General features: G+C 45.6%; 16 protein-coding genes. 13 read left to right on the top strand and 3 right to left on the bottom strand.

Annotation, left to right across the window (positions count from 1 at the left end):
- The 12 genes from atpB to glmS all read left to right on the top strand — a co-directional run bounded on the left by atpB (position 1) and on the right by glmS (position 13351).
- Positions 1-795 carry a F0F1 ATP synthase subunit A gene (gene atpB, locus MO387_RS15040; RefSeq protein WP_107950087.1) on the top strand — a complete coding sequence of 265 codons (795 nt, stop codon included), beginning with the start codon at positions 1-3 and terminating at the stop codon, positions 793-795.
- Between the two features lie 64 nt (positions 796-859).
- Positions 860-1111: a F0F1 ATP synthase subunit C gene (atpE, locus tag MO387_RS15035; protein WP_006083840.1), complete on the top strand. Its 252-nt coding sequence runs from the start codon at positions 860-862 to the stop codon at positions 1109-1111.
- 37 nt (positions 1112-1148) lie between these two features.
- A complete protein-coding gene (atpF, locus tag MO387_RS15030) occupies positions 1149-1619 on the top strand; it encodes a F0F1 ATP synthase subunit B (RefSeq protein WP_006083841.1) in 471 nt (156 codons plus the stop codon).
- A 15-nt stretch (positions 1620-1634) separates the two neighbouring features.
- Entirely contained in the window at positions 1635-2168 is a 534-nt protein-coding gene (gene atpH, locus MO387_RS15025; protein WP_006083842.1) for a F0F1 ATP synthase subunit delta, read from the top strand.
- Between the two features lie 14 nt (positions 2169-2182).
- Positions 2183-3724 carry a F0F1 ATP synthase subunit alpha gene (gene atpA, locus MO387_RS15020; protein WP_006083843.1) on the top strand — a complete coding sequence of 514 codons (1542 nt, stop codon included), beginning with the start codon at positions 2183-2185 and terminating at the stop codon, positions 3722-3724.
- Between the two features lie 50 nt (positions 3725-3774).
- Positions 3775-4635 carry a F0F1 ATP synthase subunit gamma gene (gene atpG / locus MO387_RS15015; RefSeq protein ID WP_107950085.1) on the top strand — a complete coding sequence of 287 codons (861 nt, stop codon included), beginning with the start codon at positions 3775-3777 and terminating at the stop codon, positions 4633-4635.
- Between the two features lie 35 nt (positions 4636-4670).
- On the top strand, positions 4671-6062 hold the full coding sequence (gene atpD / locus MO387_RS15010) for a F0F1 ATP synthase subunit beta (RefSeq protein ID WP_063883852.1): 1392 nt from the start codon (positions 4671-4673) through the stop codon (positions 6060-6062).
- 36 nt (positions 6063-6098) lie between these two features.
- On the top strand, positions 6099-6527 hold the full coding sequence (locus tag MO387_RS15005) for a F0F1 ATP synthase subunit epsilon (RefSeq protein WP_107950083.1): 429 nt from the start codon (positions 6099-6101) through the stop codon (positions 6525-6527).
- Positions 6528-6714: 187 nt separating this feature from the next.
- Positions 6715-8097 (top strand): bifunctional UDP-N-acetylglucosamine diphosphorylase/glucosamine-1-phosphate N-acetyltransferase GlmU, encoded by a 1383-nt coding sequence (glmU, locus tag MO387_RS15000; protein ID WP_107950082.1) that lies wholly within the window; start codon positions 6715-6717, stop codon positions 8095-8097.
- Positions 8098-8380: 283 nt separating this feature from the next.
- A complete protein-coding gene (locus MO387_RS14995; RefSeq protein ID WP_242326362.1) occupies positions 8381-10501 on the top strand; it encodes a TonB-dependent receptor in 2121 nt (706 codons plus the stop codon).
- A 200-nt stretch (positions 10502-10701) separates the two neighbouring features.
- Positions 10702-11472: a DeoR family transcriptional regulator gene (locus MO387_RS14990; protein WP_220591560.1), complete on the top strand. Its 771-nt coding sequence runs from the start codon at positions 10702-10704 to the stop codon at positions 11470-11472.
- Positions 11473-11521: 49 nt separating this feature from the next.
- Positions 11522-13351 carry a glutamine--fructose-6-phosphate transaminase (isomerizing) gene (gene glmS / locus MO387_RS14985; protein WP_242326360.1) on the top strand — a complete coding sequence of 610 codons (1830 nt, stop codon included), beginning with the start codon at positions 11522-11524 and terminating at the stop codon, positions 13349-13351.
- A gap of 108 nt (positions 13352-13459) precedes the next feature.
- Here glmS and MO387_RS14980 read toward each other — a convergent pair whose 3' ends face one another.
- From MO387_RS14980 to MO387_RS14970, 3 genes are all read right to left on the bottom strand, one after another.
- Positions 13460-13663, bottom strand: coding sequence for a DUF2061 domain-containing protein (locus tag MO387_RS14980; protein WP_006079349.1), 204 nt, complete (start codon positions 13661-13663; stop codon positions 13460-13462).
- 185 nt (positions 13664-13848) lie between these two features.
- Positions 13849-14754: a 1,4-dihydroxy-2-naphthoyl-CoA synthase gene (locus tag MO387_RS14975; RefSeq protein WP_006084758.1), complete on the bottom strand. Its 906-nt coding sequence runs from the start codon at positions 14752-14754 to the stop codon at positions 13849-13851.
- A gap of 124 nt (positions 14755-14878) precedes the next feature.
- Positions 14879-15229 (bottom strand): hypothetical protein, encoded by a 351-nt coding sequence (locus MO387_RS14970; protein ID WP_107950073.1) that lies wholly within the window; start codon positions 15227-15229, stop codon positions 14879-14881.
- A 91-nt stretch (positions 15230-15320) separates the two neighbouring features.
- On the opposite strand from MO387_RS14970, the gene ccoG reads away from it, so the two are divergent.
- Positions 15321-16748 carry a cytochrome c oxidase accessory protein CcoG gene (ccoG, locus tag MO387_RS14965; protein WP_107950071.1) on the top strand — a complete coding sequence of 476 codons (1428 nt, stop codon included), beginning with the start codon at positions 15321-15323 and terminating at the stop codon, positions 16746-16748.
- Positions 16749-17169: the final 421 nt, after the last annotated feature.

The raw sequence follows: 17169 nt of genomic DNA, 5'->3' as shown, positions 1-17169 counted from the left end.
ATGGCTGCAACTGGTGAAGCGTTAACACCGCAGGGCTATATCCAACATCACCTTACCAACTTAAGTGTTGGTGAAGGCTTTTGGACATGGCACATTGATTCGTTGTTCTTTTCGGTTGGTCTTGGTGTTCTGTTCCTGTGGATTTTCCGCAGCGTTGGTAAAAAAGCGACTTCCGGTGTTCCTGGCAAACTGCAATGTTTTGTTGAGATGATCGTTGAGTTCGTAAATAACAGCGTGAAAGAAAGTTTTCATGGTCGCAATGCTCTGATCGCACCTTTAGCTCTGACCATTTTTGTATGGGTATTCATGATGAACTTCATGGATATGATCCCGGTAGATTGGCTGCCTCACGCAGCAAGTTTAATGGGGATTCCATATCTTAAAGCGGTTCCGACGACTGACGTTAACATTACCTTTAGCTTAGCTATTGGTGTGTTCGTGCTGATTATTTTCTACAGCATTAAGGTCAAAGGTGTGTCTGGGTTTGTTAAAGAACTGACACTACAGCCCTTTAACCATAAGGCAATGATACCCGTCAACCTCCTATTAGAGACTGTTACTTTGATAGCAAAACCAATTTCATTGGCATTGCGACTCTTTGGTAACTTGTACGCAGGTGAGTTGATCTTCATCCTTATTGCGCTGATGTATGGTACCAACTTGTTATTATCTACCCTAGGTGTGACTCTGCAACTGGGTTGGTTAATATTCCACATTTTGGTTATCACACTGCAAGCGTTTATCTTCATGATGTTGACCATTGTTTATTTAAGCATGGCGCATGAAGATCATTAAGGATTGCTGAAGAAATTTTAAACTAAATCATCAACTAATATAGATTTAGATACTGGAGATACAGATGGAAACGATTTTAGGCATGACAGCTATCGCTGTTGCTCTGCTGATTGGTATGGGTGCTCTTGGTACTGCAATCGGTTTCGGCTTATTAGGCGGCAAGTTCTTGGAAGGCGCTGCGCGTCAACCAGAAATGGCTCCTATGCTACAAGTTAAAATGTTCATCGTAGCGGGTCTTCTTGACGCCGTAACTATGATCGGTGTTGGTATCGCATTATTCATGCTATTTACCAACCCACTGGGTGCAATGCTGTAAAAAACGCTTCTGTCTTAACTCTAAATAGGAGGCTGTTGTGAATTTCAACGCTACCCTAATCGGTCAGACGGTCGCCTTTATCATCTTCGTGTGGTTTTGCATGAAGTTTGTATGGCCCCCTTTGATGAATGCCATCGAAGAGCGCCAAAAAAGGATTGCTGACGGTCTAGCTGATGCTGATCGTGCGGTAAAAGACCTGGAGTTGGCACAAGCGAAAGCGACTGACCAACTAAAAGAAGCCAAGGTAACGGCTAATGAAATTATTGAGCAAGCTAACAAGCGTAAAGCTCAAATAGTTGAAGAAGCCAAAACCGAAGCAGACGCTGAGCGTGCTAAAATCATCGCTCAGGGTAAAGCAGAAATTGAAGCTGAACGTAATCGCGTCAAAGAGGATCTGCGTAAGCAGGTTGCTACTCTTGCCATCATGGGTGCTGAGAAGATCCTTGAGCGTTCTATTGATCCAGCCGCCCACAGTGACATAGTTAATAAACTAGTCGCTGAAATTTGATAAGGGAGTTGAGTTATGGCTGAATTAACCACCATCGCTCGCCCTTACGCAAAGGCAGCTTTTGACTTTGCTATTGAACAAGATGCAGTGGATTCATGGGCAGAAATGCTTACGTTTGCCGCATTGGTGAGTGAAAACGAAACCATGCAACCACTGTTAGCTGGCTCTTTAGCCAGCACTAAGCTCGCAGCACTCTTTATTAGTGTGTGTGGCGAGCAAGTCAATGTGCAAGGTCAGAACCTGATAAAGGTAATGGCTGAAAACGGTCGCTTAAAGGTACTACCTGCTGTATCTCAGTTATTTACTGAATACCGTAATGAGTGGGCAAAAGAAGTGGAAGCCGATGTGGTTTCTGCAACTGAGCTGAGCTCTGAACAACAACAGCAGATTAGTATTTCTTTAGAGAAACGTCTCGCACGCAAAGTTAAGCTGAATTGCAGCACTGACGCCGCGCTCATCGCCGGTGTAATCATTAAGACAGGAGACCTAGTCATCGATGGCTCGGTCCGCGGTAAGTTATCGCGTCTGTCTGATAAGCTGCAGTCGTAATTGGGAGTTTGAGCATGCAACTGAATTCCACTGAAATCAGCGATCTGATTAAGCAGCGGATCGAGCAGTTCGAAGTCGTTAGCGAATCTCGTAACGAAGGTACTATCGTTGCGGTAAGTGACGGCATCATCCGCATCCACGGCCTAGCCGACGTGATGCAAGGTGAGATGATCGAACTGCCTGGTAACCGTTTTGCAATCGCGTTGAACCTTGAACGTGATTCTGTCGGTGCCGTAGTAATGGGTCCTTATGCTGATTTAGCAGAAGGCGTAAAAGTGAAAACGACTGGCCGTATTCTGGAAGTTCCAGTTGGCCGCGGTCTTCTTGGCCGCGTTGTTAACACTCTAGGTGAGCCAATTGACGGAAAAGGACCTATCGATAACGATGGTTACTCGCCAATTGAAGTTATCGCACCAGGTGTTATTGAACGTCAGTCTGTTGATCAACCAGTTCAAACTGGCTACAAAGCCGTTGATGCCATGATCCCTATCGGTCGTGGTCAACGTGAATTGATCATTGGCGACCGTCAAACTGGTAAAACAGCGATGGCGATCGACGCAATTATCAACCAGAAAAATTCTGGCATTAAATGTGTGTACGTTGCGATTGGCCAAAAGGCTTCTACTATCGCTAACGTAGTGCGCAAGCTAGAAGAACACGGTGCGTTAGCTAACACTATCGTTGTTGTTGCAACGGCTTCTGAAGCTGCTGCTCTGCAATACTTAGCGCCATATTCTGGTTGTTCTATGGGTGAATACTTCCGTGACCGCGGTGAAGATTCTTTGATCGTATACGATGATTTGTCTAAGCAAGCAGTTGCTTATCGTCAAATTTCGTTACTGCTCAAGCGTCCACCAGGCCGTGAAGCTTACCCAGGTGACGTATTCTATCTACACTCACGTTTACTAGAGCGTGCATCACGCGTTAACGCGATTTATGTAGAGAAGTTCACTAAAGGTGCAGTAACTGGCAAAACCGGTTCTTTAACCGCGCTGCCTATTATTGAAACGCAAGCGGGTGACGTTTCTGCATTCGTACCGACCAACGTAATTTCTATTACCGATGGTCAGATCTTCCTTGAGACCGATCTGTTTAACTCTGGCCTACGTCCAGCGGTTAACCCAGGTATTTCTGTTTCTCGTGTTGGTGGTGCGGCTCAGACTAAGATCATCAAGAAACTGTCTGGTGGTATTCGTACCGCACTAGCACAGTATCGTGAGCTTGCTGCGTTCTCGCAATTTGCATCTGATCTTGACGATGCAACACGTGCTCAACTTGAGCATGGTGTGCGTGTTACCGAACTGATGAAGCAAAAGCAATATGCTCCAATGAGCGTAGCCGCTCAAGCTGTGTCTATTTTCTCAGCTGAAAAAGGTTACCTGAAGAGTGTTGAGCTGAATAAGGTCGGTAATTTCGAAGCCGCTCTGCTCTCGTTCATGAACAGCGAGCATGCTCCTTTAATGAAGCTTATCAATGATACTGGCGATTATAGCGCTGATATCGAAGCTGAATTAAAAGCTGGCCTCGACAAGTTCGTAGCAACCCAAACCTGGTAACAATGATAGAGGTGTCTTAAGACACCTCAGGTCCAGATTGGAGAGTAGAGATGGCCGGCGCTAAAGAGATTAAAACCAAGATCGCGAGTGTGAAAAACACTCAGAAGATCACGTCCGCCATGGAAATGGTGGCAGCCAGCAAAATGCGCAGAGCGCAGGAACGCATGGCTGCGAGCCGTCCATATGCGGAAAGCATGCGTAAGGTGATCGGTCACGTAGCGCAAGGTTCTCTCGAGTATAAACACCCCTATTTGGAGGTGAGAGAGGCTAAGCGGGTTGGTTACATTGTTGTGGCAACCGACCGTGGCCTTTGTGGTGGTCTGAACGTTAACCTTTTCAAAAAGGTTATCGCAGACGTGAAAAGCTGGAAAGCCCAAGGTGCAGAATTTGAATTTTGCCCAATCGGCGCACGTAGTGTGCAGTTTTTCAAAAACTTCGGTGGACAAGTGTCTGCTCACGCTTCAGGTTTAGGCGATGCTCCAAAGCTCGCTGACTTGATCGGGACAGTCGGTGTCATGCTAGAAGCTTACAACGAAGGCAAGCTGGATCGTCTGTACGTGGTATTTAACAAATTTGTGAATACTATGACGCAGACTCCTGTGATCGAGCAGCTGCTACCTTTGCCTAAATCAGAAGATGATGAAATTGCTCATCGTTGGGATTATATCTACGAGCCAGATCCAAAAGCACTTTTGGATACCTTATTGGTTCGTTATGTAGAATCTCAGGTTTACCAAGGTGTTGTTGAAAACATTGCCTCTGAACAAGCTGCCCGTATGGTGGCGATGAAGTCGGCAACAGACAACGCTGGTGAGCTTATCAACGACTTGCAACTGGTCTATAACAAGGCCCGTCAGGCTGCGATTACGCAAGAACTGTCGGAAATTGTTTCTGGTGCCTCTGCGGTTTAGGTTAGGTAACGAATACAAGTTTTAGAGGATTAATCATGAGCACAGGTACTGTTGTCCAAGTGATTGGCGCGGTTGTGGACGTAGAGTTTCCACAAGATGCCGTACCTCAAGTATATGACGCTCTGAAAATCGTAGGTGAAGGCCCGTGTAATGGTTTGGTGCTGGAAGTTCAGCAACAACTAGGTGGTGGTGTAGTTCGTACCATCGCTATGGGTTCTTCTGACGGTCTGCGTCGTGGTCTTGAAGTAGTAAACTCAGGTTCACCTATTACTGTTCCTGTTGGTACCGCCACTCTTGGCCGTATCATGAACGTATTAGGCGAGCCTATTGATGAAGCGGGTCCAATCGGTGAAGAAGAGCGTTATGTGATTCACCGTACAGCTCCTTCATACGAAGATCAATCAAGCTCTACTGAACTGTTAGAGACTGGCATCAAGGTTATTGACCTTGTTTGTCCATTCGCTAAGGGCGGTAAAGTTGGTTTGTTCGGTGGTGCGGGTGTTGGTAAAACAGTTAACATGATGGAACTGATTAACAACATCGCTAAAGCCCACTCGGGTCTTTCTGTATTCGCCGGTGTAGGTGAACGTACTCGTGAAGGTAACGACTTCTACTACGAGATGAAAGATTCTGGCGTTCTCGACAAAGTGGCCATGGTTTATGGTCAGATGAACGAGCCTCCAGGTAACCGTTTGCGCGTTGCACTGTCTGGTCTGACTATGGCAGAGAAGTTCCGTGACGAGGGTCGTGACGTACTGTTGTTCGTTGACAACATCTACCGTTATACCTTAGCTGGTACTGAAGTATCTGCATTGTTAGGTCGTATGCCTTCTGCGGTAGGTTATCAACCAACATTGGCTGAAGAGATGGGCGTTCTGCAAGAGCGTATCACTTCAACTAAGACTGGTTCTATTACCTCTGTACAAGCGGTATACGTACCTGCGGATGACTTGACCGATCCGTCACCAGCAACAACCTTCGCTCACTTAGATGCGACTGTTGTACTGTCACGTCAAATTGCTTCTCTGGGTATTTACCCAGCGGTTGACCCATTGGATTCGACTTCACGTCAATTAGATCCATTGGTTGTTGGCCAAGAGCATTATGATGTTGCTAACGGCGTGCAAACTGTACTGCAACGTTACAAAGAGCTGAAAGATATTATTGCGATTCTGGGTATGGATGAATTGTCTGATGAAGACAAAACAACTGTATTCCGTGCTCGTAAGATTGAGCGTTTCTTATCTCAGCCTTTCTTCGTAGCAGAAGTCTTTACTGGATCTCCTGGTAAGTACGTTTCTCTGAAAGACACTATCCGTGGCTTTAAGGGTATTTTGAGCGGTGAGTTTGATCACCTGCCAGAACAAGCGTTCTACATGGTTGGCTCAATCGATGAAGTCATCGAGAAAGCGAACAAAAAGAAATAACTAAGTAGTCATACTTAGTTTTTTAAGGAGAACGGGATGGCAGCCATGACAGTACATCTTGATATAGTAAGTGCAGAGAGCAACATCTTCTCTGGTCGTGTAGCGAGTCTACAAGTGACTGGTTCTGAAGGTGAGTTAGGCATAATGCATGGCCATGCTCCTTTGCTGAGTTATATCAAACCTGGCATGGCGCGCATCGTCAAGCAAGACGGCAGTGAAGAAGTGTTTTACCTTTCAGGTGGTATTCTGGAAGTGCAACCTTCTTCTGTCTCCGTATTGGCTGATGTGGTTATGCGTGCCAAAGATATTGATGAGCAAGCGGCATTAGAAGCTAAGCGTCGTGCAGAAGCCCATATGGCAAATGCAGGTGCTGACTTCAATTATGACGCGGCTATGGTTGAACTAGCTAAGGCTATGGCTCAATTACGTGTTGTTGAAACCATCAAGAAAAACATTGCCAGATAAGGTTATTGTTTGTGAAAAAAGGCGACCATAAGGTCGCCTTTTTTGTGGCTGAAATTTGGGTAAGCGTGTTTTTGAGCTATTCCTATCGCTATCCGCTTCGCTTTTCTATGTGCTTTCCGTTAAAATTGCGCTACAAAATCGACCGTAATTTTTTCACCCTCTTGGGTATTTGTTCAAGGATATGACAATGGCATTAAATGTAGTGATCTTAGCAGCTGGCAAGGGAACACGGATGCGCTCTGACCTTCCTAAGGTATTACATCCCATCGCCCACAAGAGCATGGTGCAACATGTCATAGATACCGCCCATAAAGTGGGTAGTGACGCGATTCAGTTAGTCTACGGTTATGGTGCTGATAAGCTAAAAGCCAGCTTAGGTGAGCAACAACTTAACTGGGTATTGCAAGCTGAGCAATTAGGCACGGGTCATGCGGTTGCGCAAGCGAGCCCGCATATTGCTGACAATGATACTGTGCTCATTCTTTACGGCGATGTGCCACTGATTCAACAATCAACCCTTGAAGCCTTACTCGCTGCTCGCCCTGAAAATGGTGTGGCTATTTTAACGGTGAATTTAGCCAATCCTATGGGTTATGGCCGTATTGTCCGTACTCCCTGTGAAGGTCAAGAACAAGGAAAAGTCATCGGTATTATTGAGCAGAAAGATGCTACAGCAGAGCAGCTACTGATCAACGAAATCAATACCGGCATCATGGCCGTTCCAGGTAAACAACTTAAAGCTTGGTTGAGCCGTTTATCGAATAACAATGCCCAAGGCGAATATTATCTAACGGATATTATTGCCATGGCGCACGCTGATGGCGTTGCTATTGATACTGCTCAACCACAATCTGCGATTGAAGTGGAAGGCGCCAATAACCGCGTGCAACTGGCGCAACTTGAACGCGCTTACCAAGCCCGTGAAGCCGAAAAACTGATGTTGGCGGGAGCGAACCTGCGCGACCCAAGCCGTATCGATATCCGTGGTGACGTCACCGTCGGTATGGATGTGATGATCGATATCAACGTGATATTCGAAGGCAAAGTGACCTTAGGTAATAATGTCACTATTGGCGCAGGCGCTATTCTTATCGATTGTGAGATTGCCGATAACGCTGAGATCAAACCTTACTCTATTATCGAAGGCGCTAAGCTTGGCTTTGCTGCCAGTGCTGGTCCATTTGCCCGCTTACGTCCCGGCGCAGAGCTTAAGCAAGATGCGCACATCGGTAACTTTGTTGAAGTGAAGAAAGCAGTCATAGGCGTGGGCTCTAAGGCTGGACACTTAGCCTATTTAGGCGATGCCGTTATAGGTGATGGCGTTAATATCGGCGCTGGCACTATTACTTGTAATTATGATGGCGCTAATAAGCATCTTACCGTTATCGAAGATAATGTTTTTGTTGGCTCTGACACTCAGCTGGTGGCACCTGTCACTATAGGTAAAGGCGCAACCTTAGGCGCAGGCTCAACCATTACCCGCGATGTGGGTGAAAATGAGTTAGTCATTACCCGTGTTAAACAAAAACACCTGACGGGTTGGCAACGTCCAGTCAAAATTAAAAAGTAGTTTATTTAACTCAACTCATTATCTATAAAGCGGCCATGTGCCGCTTTTATATTTAGTCAGATGGTTGGAAATTCGATTTGTTTAATTCAGATGGAAAACAATAAAAGTCACGAAATTAAGGTTGAGTTAATCCTGTTGTGGTAAATGCAATCTATTGGTTTTAAACAGATTTAGATCTATATCACAGCTAATTGTAAATTCGTGTAAAGAAGATTAAATAAAAACACTTCTCATTTATATTGCCTGCAATTCTAAGACGAAAGGTCTAATTGAGGTGTTGGCAATGGTATTTAAATATTCAGTTTTAGGTTTGGCCGTAGGCTCGGCATTAATGGCTATACCTGTGTTGGCAGAGGTGGCTAGCGACGCGAATATCGAGCGCATTAATGTCACTGGCCGCACTTTTAACGATTATAAAGTGGGTACAGCATCAGGCGCCATGCGCGGTGATATTGACTTAATGGATACCCCACAATCAGTTAATGTGATCCCCGATTTTGTCACGGACGAACAACTGGCGACTAACCTCGCTGAAGTGTTAGTTAACGATTCGAGCGTGACGGCAGGAACGACACGCTGGAACCGCCAAGTCTTTAGCATCCGTGGCTTCGAGTTAGATTCTGGTAATGGTTATCTCATCAATGGCCATCAGCAATGGTCCCATTACGTACAACCCATCGAAACCCTGCAGCAAGTCGAAGTGTTAAAAGGCCCTTCGAGCATGTTGTATGGTCAATCTGGCCCTGGTGGTTTAGTGAATATGGTCACTAAGAAACCAACCTATGATTCAATGCTTAACTTAGGTTTTGACACCGATGGCTACGGTTCTACCCGTGCACAGCTCGATGCGGGTGGCAGTTTAAACGAAGCACAAAGTATTCGTTACCGCGGTGTGTTAGTGAAGCAAGACACAAAATACTGGCGTGAGTATTCCGCTAATGATGAGAACCAAGAGCGCGATCGCTGGTTAGGTTATCTCAATATGGAATTTGACCTAAGCGACGATTTGTTACTATCGGTTAAATACGACCATACCCAAGATAAAGCGGGTATTGATGCGGGTGGTTGGTTAGATAAACAAGGTGATGTCATTGGCGAACGTAAAACCGTTTGGGATGCGCCTTGGGCCTTTACTGACAATACAGTGTCAAACTTAGGTGCCGATCTGACTTGGCATATGAGTGACAACTGGAAAGTCAAAGCGGGTTATAACGATCAGCAGTTTAATCGCCAACGTTTTGATTCTGCGCCAAGTTTGATTGAAGGCTCCGAAGATCCATTCAAGGATAGTTATAAGATTAAACCCTTCGATCGTTACGACGATTGGCAGCATAAAACCGCTTATGCCGATTTCACCGGTGAATTTGCGTTGGCGGGAATGCAGCATCAACTGCTGATTGGGGCTAACTATCTCGATTATTTCTATCAGCAACAAATTCACCGTGGGGCAGCTCAAACGGTTATTCCTGGGCAGCCTATTACTCAGCCTGCTCTCGATTACCACACAAAACCCAAAGGTAACGCGAGTACCTATAAGTATTACGGTTTCTACCTGCAGGATTTAATGACGCTTAATGAACAATGGAAGTTACTTGCAGGTGTGCGTTACGACGAACAGAAGAAAGACGGTGAAGGTGAAAACAGCTATGCCGTGTCGCCTAAGTTTGGGGTGATTTATTCGCCAATGGCTAGTGGCAGTATTTACATTAATTATTCAAAAAGCTTTACACCACAGGGTTCAGTGACAAGTTCAGAAGATGTAAATGAAGGAGTTAACCTTAAGCCTGAATACGGTACTCAATATGAATTAGGGACTAAGTGGGAGTTGTTTGATGACAGCCTACTGTTAACAGCAGCACTTTTTGATATTACGGTTTCTAATGTCACCATAGAGCAAGATATTCCCGAAACGAGTGATGGCAAGAAAACTATTACTACTCAAGGTGGCGAGCAGCATCACCGCGGCTTTGAAGTTGGTGCCCAAGGTCAGTTAGGTGAAAGCTGGTTTGTGACTTCTTCTATGATGTATTTAGATGCTGAATATAAAACGGGTGCTGGCAAGATCGATGGGAAAATCTTAGATGGTAAAACACCTGTCGATGCGCCTGAATGGTCGGCGAATATCTGGACCCGTTACGAAGTGACAGACAATTTTGCGATGAACTTTGGTGCCATTTATGTGGGTGATCGCTTCGCCGATAAAGATAACAGCATTACTAAAGACGGCTATGTGCGCTTCGATATAGGTGCAGCCTACACTATGGATATCATGGGTAAAGATGTGAGCCTTCGTGCCAACGTTAGAAATCTATTTGATACTGATTATATTGATGGTGGTCAGTACAATATGGTCACTATCGGCCAAGGCCGTAACTTTAGTGTTGCTGTTGAAGCTAAGTTCTAAATTTATTACGTTTTAAATTCATTTAAAGCCGCTTGTCCTTAAAGGATAAGCGGCTTTTTTTATTGGCTGATGTTTAAGTTCACTATTACAGAACGATAAAAAATACGCCGGAACATGCGAAACAGTGTTTCGAATACTAGCAAAAAAGTTTCGTTTCACTATAATACTGCTTTCGAATCGAAACTTATCTGAAAGGTTTTATGAACAAACGAAATACACAGCAGCGTCGCCACAGCATAATCACCATATTGAACGAACTGGGTGAAGTGAGTGTTGATGAACTGTCGTTACGTTTTGAAACCTCAGAAGTGACAATTCGTAAAGATTTGGCTGCGCTTGAGAAAACAGGCCTGCTATTGCGCCGTTACGGTGGCGCCGTGGCGATTCCTGACGAAGTGACCCAACAGTTTTCTGCCAAAATCGCGCCTAATAAGCTGTCTATTGCGAAAACCGCCGCGCAGCTGATCAAAGATCACAATCGCATCATTATCGATAGCGGCACTACGACTTCTGGCTTGATTGAACAGCTGAACGATAAGCGTGGGCTGGTGGTCATGACCAATGCATTGCACCTTGCCAATGCCATCCATGAACTCGAAAACGAGCCAACCTTATTGATGACCGGTGGTACTTGGGACCCGCATTCTGAATCCTTTCAAGGTCAAGTCGCCGAGCAAGTGTTGCGATCATATAACTTCGATCAACTGTTTATCGGTGCCGATGGTATCGATCTTGAACGCGGCACCACTACCTTTAACGAGTTAACTGGCCTAAGCAAAGTCATGGCCGAAGTGTCCCGCGAAGTGATCGTTATGGTGGATTCAGACAAAATCGGCAAGCGGATCCCTAACTTAGAGTTGCCGTGGGCCAAGGTCAGTGTGCTGGTCACCGACTCCCGTATCGATGAGAGTGCGCTAAAACAAATTTCAGATCAGGGCGTGCGAGTCATGCTAGCGCCCTACGCTCAATAGTGAGCGAAAAAAGCTTAACAACTTCATTTTTAATTTATAGGTAAAGACTATGTGTGGAATCGTAGGCGCTGTGGCGCAAAGGGATGTGGCTGAAATTCTAGTAGAAGGCTTACGCCGCTTAGAATATCGCGGATATGACTCCGCAGGCGTTGCCGTTATTCACAATGGTGAACTGAGTCGCACGCGCCGCGTGGGCAAAGTACAAGAGTTGTCGGCAGCGCTTGAAACTGACCCATTAGCGGGCGGAACCGGTATCGCGCACACTCGCTGGGCGACCCACGGTGAGCCGAGTGAGCGTAATGCTCACCCGCATTTATCGGAAGGTGATATCGCGGTGGTGCACAACGGCATTATTGAAAACCACAATAAACTGCGCGAGATGCTAAAAGGTTTAGGCTATAAATTTAGCTCAGATACCGATACCGAAGTAATTTGTCACTTAGTACACCATGAGCTGAAAACTAACAGCACTTTGCTTTCTGCCGTGCAAGCCACAGTTAAACAACTCGAAGGCGCCTACGGCACTGTTGTTATCGACCGCCGCGACAGCGAGCGCTTGGTTGTTGCTCGATCTGGTAGTCCTTTAGTGATTGGTTTTGGTCTAGGTGAAAACTTTGTCGCCTCGGATCAACTGGCACTCTTACCAGTGACTCGCTCATTCGCTTTCTTAGAAGAAGGTGATGTGGCCGAAGTAACCCGTCGCAGCGTGAGTATTTTCGACTTAAACGGTAATGCCGTTGAGCGTGAAGTCAAAGAATCTGAAATTACCCACGATGCCGGTGACAAAGGCGAATATCGTCACTATATGCTTAAAGAAATTTACGAGCAGCCATTGGCACTGACGCGCACTATCGAAGGCCGTATCGCAAACAAGCAAGTATTAGATACTGCCTTTGGTGACAACGCTGCTGAGTTTTTAAAAGATATCAAACATGTGCAAATCATCGCCTGTGGTACTAGTTACCATGCGGGCATGGCGGCACGTTACTGGTTAGAAGATTGGGCTGGCGTGTCTTGTAACGTCGAAATTGCCTCTGAATTCCGTTATCGCAAGTCGCACTTATTCCCAAATAGCCTGTTGGTGACGATTTCACAATCGGGTGAAACTGCCGATACCTTAGCGGCCATGCGCTTAGCGAAAGAAATGGGTTATAAAGCCACATTGACGATTTGTAATGCGCCAGGTTCATCACTGGTTCGCGAATCTGACATGGCTTACATGATGAAAGCCGGCGCAGAGATTGGCGTGGCATCCACTAAAGCGTTCACTGTACAGCTTGCTGGTTTATTAATGTTGACTGCGGTGATCGGTCGCCACAATGGCATGTCTGAGCAAATGCAGGCCGACATCACTCAAAGCCTACAATCTATGCCAGCTAAAGTGGAACAAGCTTTAGGGCTAGATGCTGCGATTGCTGAACTGGCTGAAGATTTTGCCGATAAACACCATGCTTTATTCCTTGGCCGTGGCGATCAATACCCGATTGCGATGGAAGGCGCGTTAAAGCTGAAAGAGATTTCTTACATTCATGCTGAAGCGTATGCCTCTGGCGAATTAAAACACGGCCCATTAGCGCTTATCGATGCCGATATGCCTGTGATTGTCGTTGCGCCAAACAATGAATTGCTCGAAAAACTGAAATCGAATGTTGAAGAAGTGCGTGCCCGTGGCGGCTTAATGTATGTGTTTGCCGATGTGGATGCCGAGTTCGAGTCGGATGACACGATGAAAGTGATTCCAGTGCCACACTGCGATATCTTTATGGCGCCGCTGATTTACACTATTCCGCTACAGCTATTGTCGTACCATGTTGCGTTGATCAAAGGTACCGACGTGGATCAACCACGCAACCTAGCAAAATCTGTAACAGTAGAATAAATATAAGCATTTAAATAAAAACCGCCTTTATTGGCGGTTTTTTCATTTAGATTCACAACAAAACGACGCTTAACTTACAGCAATAGTAAATGCTGGTGGCTTAGCTTTCTATGCTGGAATGGCATCTAGCTCGTGCTGCTTTTTTGCCTCAATGCGTTTCCATACTTTGTCATGGAAGTAAAACACTACAGTGTTAATCGCGGGTTCAACTAAGGCCACTGCGCCGCCGACGATCACGCTGCCGGTTAATAAATAGGTTACGGTAAAAGCGACGCTAAAATGGAGTACGGCAAAAGTAAGTGTCTTAGTCATGATCTTGTCCTCTAAATAGGCTCCCAGCGGGAATACTTAGATGATAACAATTCTCATTAAAATTAAAAGCCGTGTTTTCAGATTAGTTTAAACGGTTTTATCTATTTATCCGTTGTAAAAAACATAAAGCCCTCACTCATGAGGGCTTTGGGCTGCTAGCAGTAAATTAAAGCGCTGCTAATAAACTAGTAATGCCAAGGGAAGGCGGAGAAATCTTGATCGCGTTTCTCTAGGAAGGCATCGCGCCCTTCCTGCGCTTCGGCACTCGCATAGGCTAAACGCGTCGCTTCACCGGCGAATAATTGCTGGCCGACCATACCATCGTCTGTCATGTTAAAACCGTATTTCAGCATACGCATCGCTGTAGGCGACTTAGAGTTAATCTCTTTGGCCCACATTAATGCCTCGGTTTCTAGCTCTGCATGGGGAACGGATTTATTGACCATCCCCATGTCGAAGGCTTCATCGGCGCTGTAGTTAAAACCACAGAAGAAGATTTCACGGGCACGTTTTTGACCTATCATCTTGGCAAGATACGCACTGCCATAACCTGAGTCGAAGCTCGCTACGTCGGGATCAGTCTGCTTAAATATCGCGTGTTCTTTCGAGGCTAAGGTTAAGTCGCATACTACGTGTAAGCTATGGCCGCCACCTACCGCCCAACCCGGCACAACGGCGATGACCACTTTAGGCATAAAGCGGATCAAGCGTTGCACTTCTAATATATGTAAGCGGCCCATTCTGGCTTGATCGGCTTTGCCTTCTTCGGCGCCTTCATATTTATAGCCATCTTTGCCGCGAATACGCTGATCGCCACCCGAACAGAACGCCCAGCCACCATCTTTTGCCGAAGGACCGTTACCCGTAAGCAGTACACAACCTACATCAGACCATTGGCGCGCATGATCGAGTGCGATAAATAACTCATCAACGGTTTTAGGTCGGAAGGCGTTGCGGCACTCAGGGCGGTTAATAGCAATGCGAACTGTGCCGTGGGCTTTGGCTCTGTGGTAGGTGATGTCGTCAAATTGAAATCCACTGACTTCATCCCATAAGGTGGGATCAAAAATGTCTGATACTTGTTGGGTCATGATTCATAGGCCTTTGTGCTGTAATGCCTCAAAGGCTAGGCGGAATCATATATAAGGTCAATCACCTAAGCCTAAAGCTTAGCGCTATATAGCAAAATCCCGTTTGCCTATGAGTCGGTGATGGTTAAAGGTGATCACAGAGATAAAGCTGATTATCCTTGCTGAACACTGGATGTTCTGGCGCCATAGTGCCGCAATAATTACCTTTAAAGTCAGCAATAGACTCGGGTGTCATTGGAATCTGATTAAAGGCTTCGAGTTCTAATGTCGACAAGCGCTCGACGATGTCGGTTCTTACCTTAGCCAGTTTATGGTCGATTTTTATGATTTTTGTTCCCGTCATAGAGTCAACTTTATTCTCTATTTTTTTGACCATAGCCTCAGTCTTTGCAATAGGAGCATCTAATTTATCTGTTTCTGTGTATAAGTAATACAAAGCACCCGCGAGTAGCGCCAATATGAGCCAACCTTTCATCTTTTAGTCCAACATAAGTGAATAACCATTAAGAATATGGGTATAATAAGCTAGTTTTCGTCCAATATTAAAGCAGTAAAAGGCTGTAACGATGAACTCAGAATCTAACAACAAGGACTATTCGAAAACCAATCGAATTAAGATTCACCAGCCAGATGCGAGTAAAGCGGATCGCTTTAACCCTCGTAATCGGATTTATGTCCGAGCAATCGACGGTTTGTGGAGTAGCTTACGTCGCCGCATGGGCTGGATTGCCATGTTATTTTTCCTGCTTTTACCTTGGATCCCTTGGGGCGACCGTCAAGCTGTATGGTTTAACTTAGGCGAACAAAAGTTTCACGTCTTCGGTTTAACGATTTGGCCGCAGGATCTCACCTTGCTCGCAGCGTTGTTTATGATCGCTGCCTTTGCGCTGTTTTTTGTGACCACCTATCTTGGCCGTGTTTGGTGTGGATACACTTGCCCCCAAACAGTATGGACCTTTATGTTCATCTGGTTCGAGGAAAAACTTGAAGGTGCGCGCAATAAACGCATTAAGTTAGATCAAATGCCATGGAGCTTTGACAAACTCTGGCGTAAAACGGCAAAACATACGGCTTGGCTATTGCTCTCACTGATGACGGCGATGACCTTTGTGTCCTATTTCGTGCCGAGCCGTGAAGTCTATGTCGACGTCTTTACGCTTAATGCTTCTGGCGGTATCTACTTCTGGGTCGTGTTCTTTACACTTGCCACATACGGCAATGCGGGTTGGATGCGTGAAATCATGTGTATCCACATGTGCCCTTATGCGCGTTTCCAAGCGGCCATGTTCGATAAGAATACTTTTATCGTGGGTTACGATACTAAACGTGGTGAGACCCGTGGTCCGCGCTCACGCAAAGATGACCCTAAAGAGTTAGGGCTTGGCGATTGTATCGACTGTGACTTGTGTGTGCAGGTATGTCCTACCGGGATCGACATTCGTAACGGTCTGCAATATGAGTGTATTAACTGCGGCGCTTGTATCGATGCCTGTGACCAAACTATGGATCGTATGGGTTACGAGAAAGGACTTATCAGTTATACCACTGAGAACAAGTTAGAAGGTATAAAGCAAAAAGTGCTGCGACCTAAGCTTGTCGGTTATGGCGTGGTATTGATGGCGATGATATTAGTCTTCATATACTCCAGTGCGACCATAGCACCAGTACGTATGGACATCATTCGTGATCGTAACCAGCTCTATAGAGAGAACAACCAAGGTTTGATTGAAAACACATTCACCTTGAAGATTCTTAATAAGACAGAACAATCCCATGAATACACTATGAGTGTCGAAGGATTGGACAACTATAAATGGTACGGTCCGACTTCGGTCACTATTGCGGGTGGCGAAGTATTAACGTTACCCATTAGCGTTGGGGTTGATCCGGTTGAGCTTTCTCGTTCAGTTACTAACATCGAGATAAAAGTGAAAACTCATATCGACGGTGAAGAAGTCGAAGTTGAGCAAGAATCTCGCTTCTTTAGTCCATAGATAACAGTATTTATGATGATCTAATTGAGTGAGACTCATAAATATTGCCAGACTTAATCGAGATAAAGGGGCTTTTTAGCCCCTTTTTTATACGTATCGTTTGATAAGTAAACGTCTAAACCCTTAATCGTTATTTTCCTACAAAAAGCCCTTGCACAAAATCTCCTGCTCCCTATAATGCGCATCCACTGACACGGCAGACAGCGAAAGCAAGCTGACGAGTTACGTTGAATTGAATGGCTTACTCTCTGTTGAGAATGGCACTTAATTCAATCGCAGCAAGAAGTTGAAAAAACTCCTTGACGCGAAACGGGAAATGCGTAGAATACGCAGCCCTAGCCAACTGGAAGCGTTCGGCGCTCAGTGTGGTACTCACCTTCTCTTATGAGGTTGAGTTGCTCTTTAACAAGATAAAACAAGA

Source organism: Shewanella sp. N2AIL, from assembly GCF_022690845.1.
In the GTDB taxonomy this organism is placed as follows: domain Bacteria; phylum Pseudomonadota; class Gammaproteobacteria; order Enterobacterales; family Shewanellaceae; genus Shewanella; species Shewanella baltica.
The sequence above is the reverse complement of the archived record's forward strand: the minus strand, read 5'-3'. Positions and strand labels throughout refer to the sequence as shown.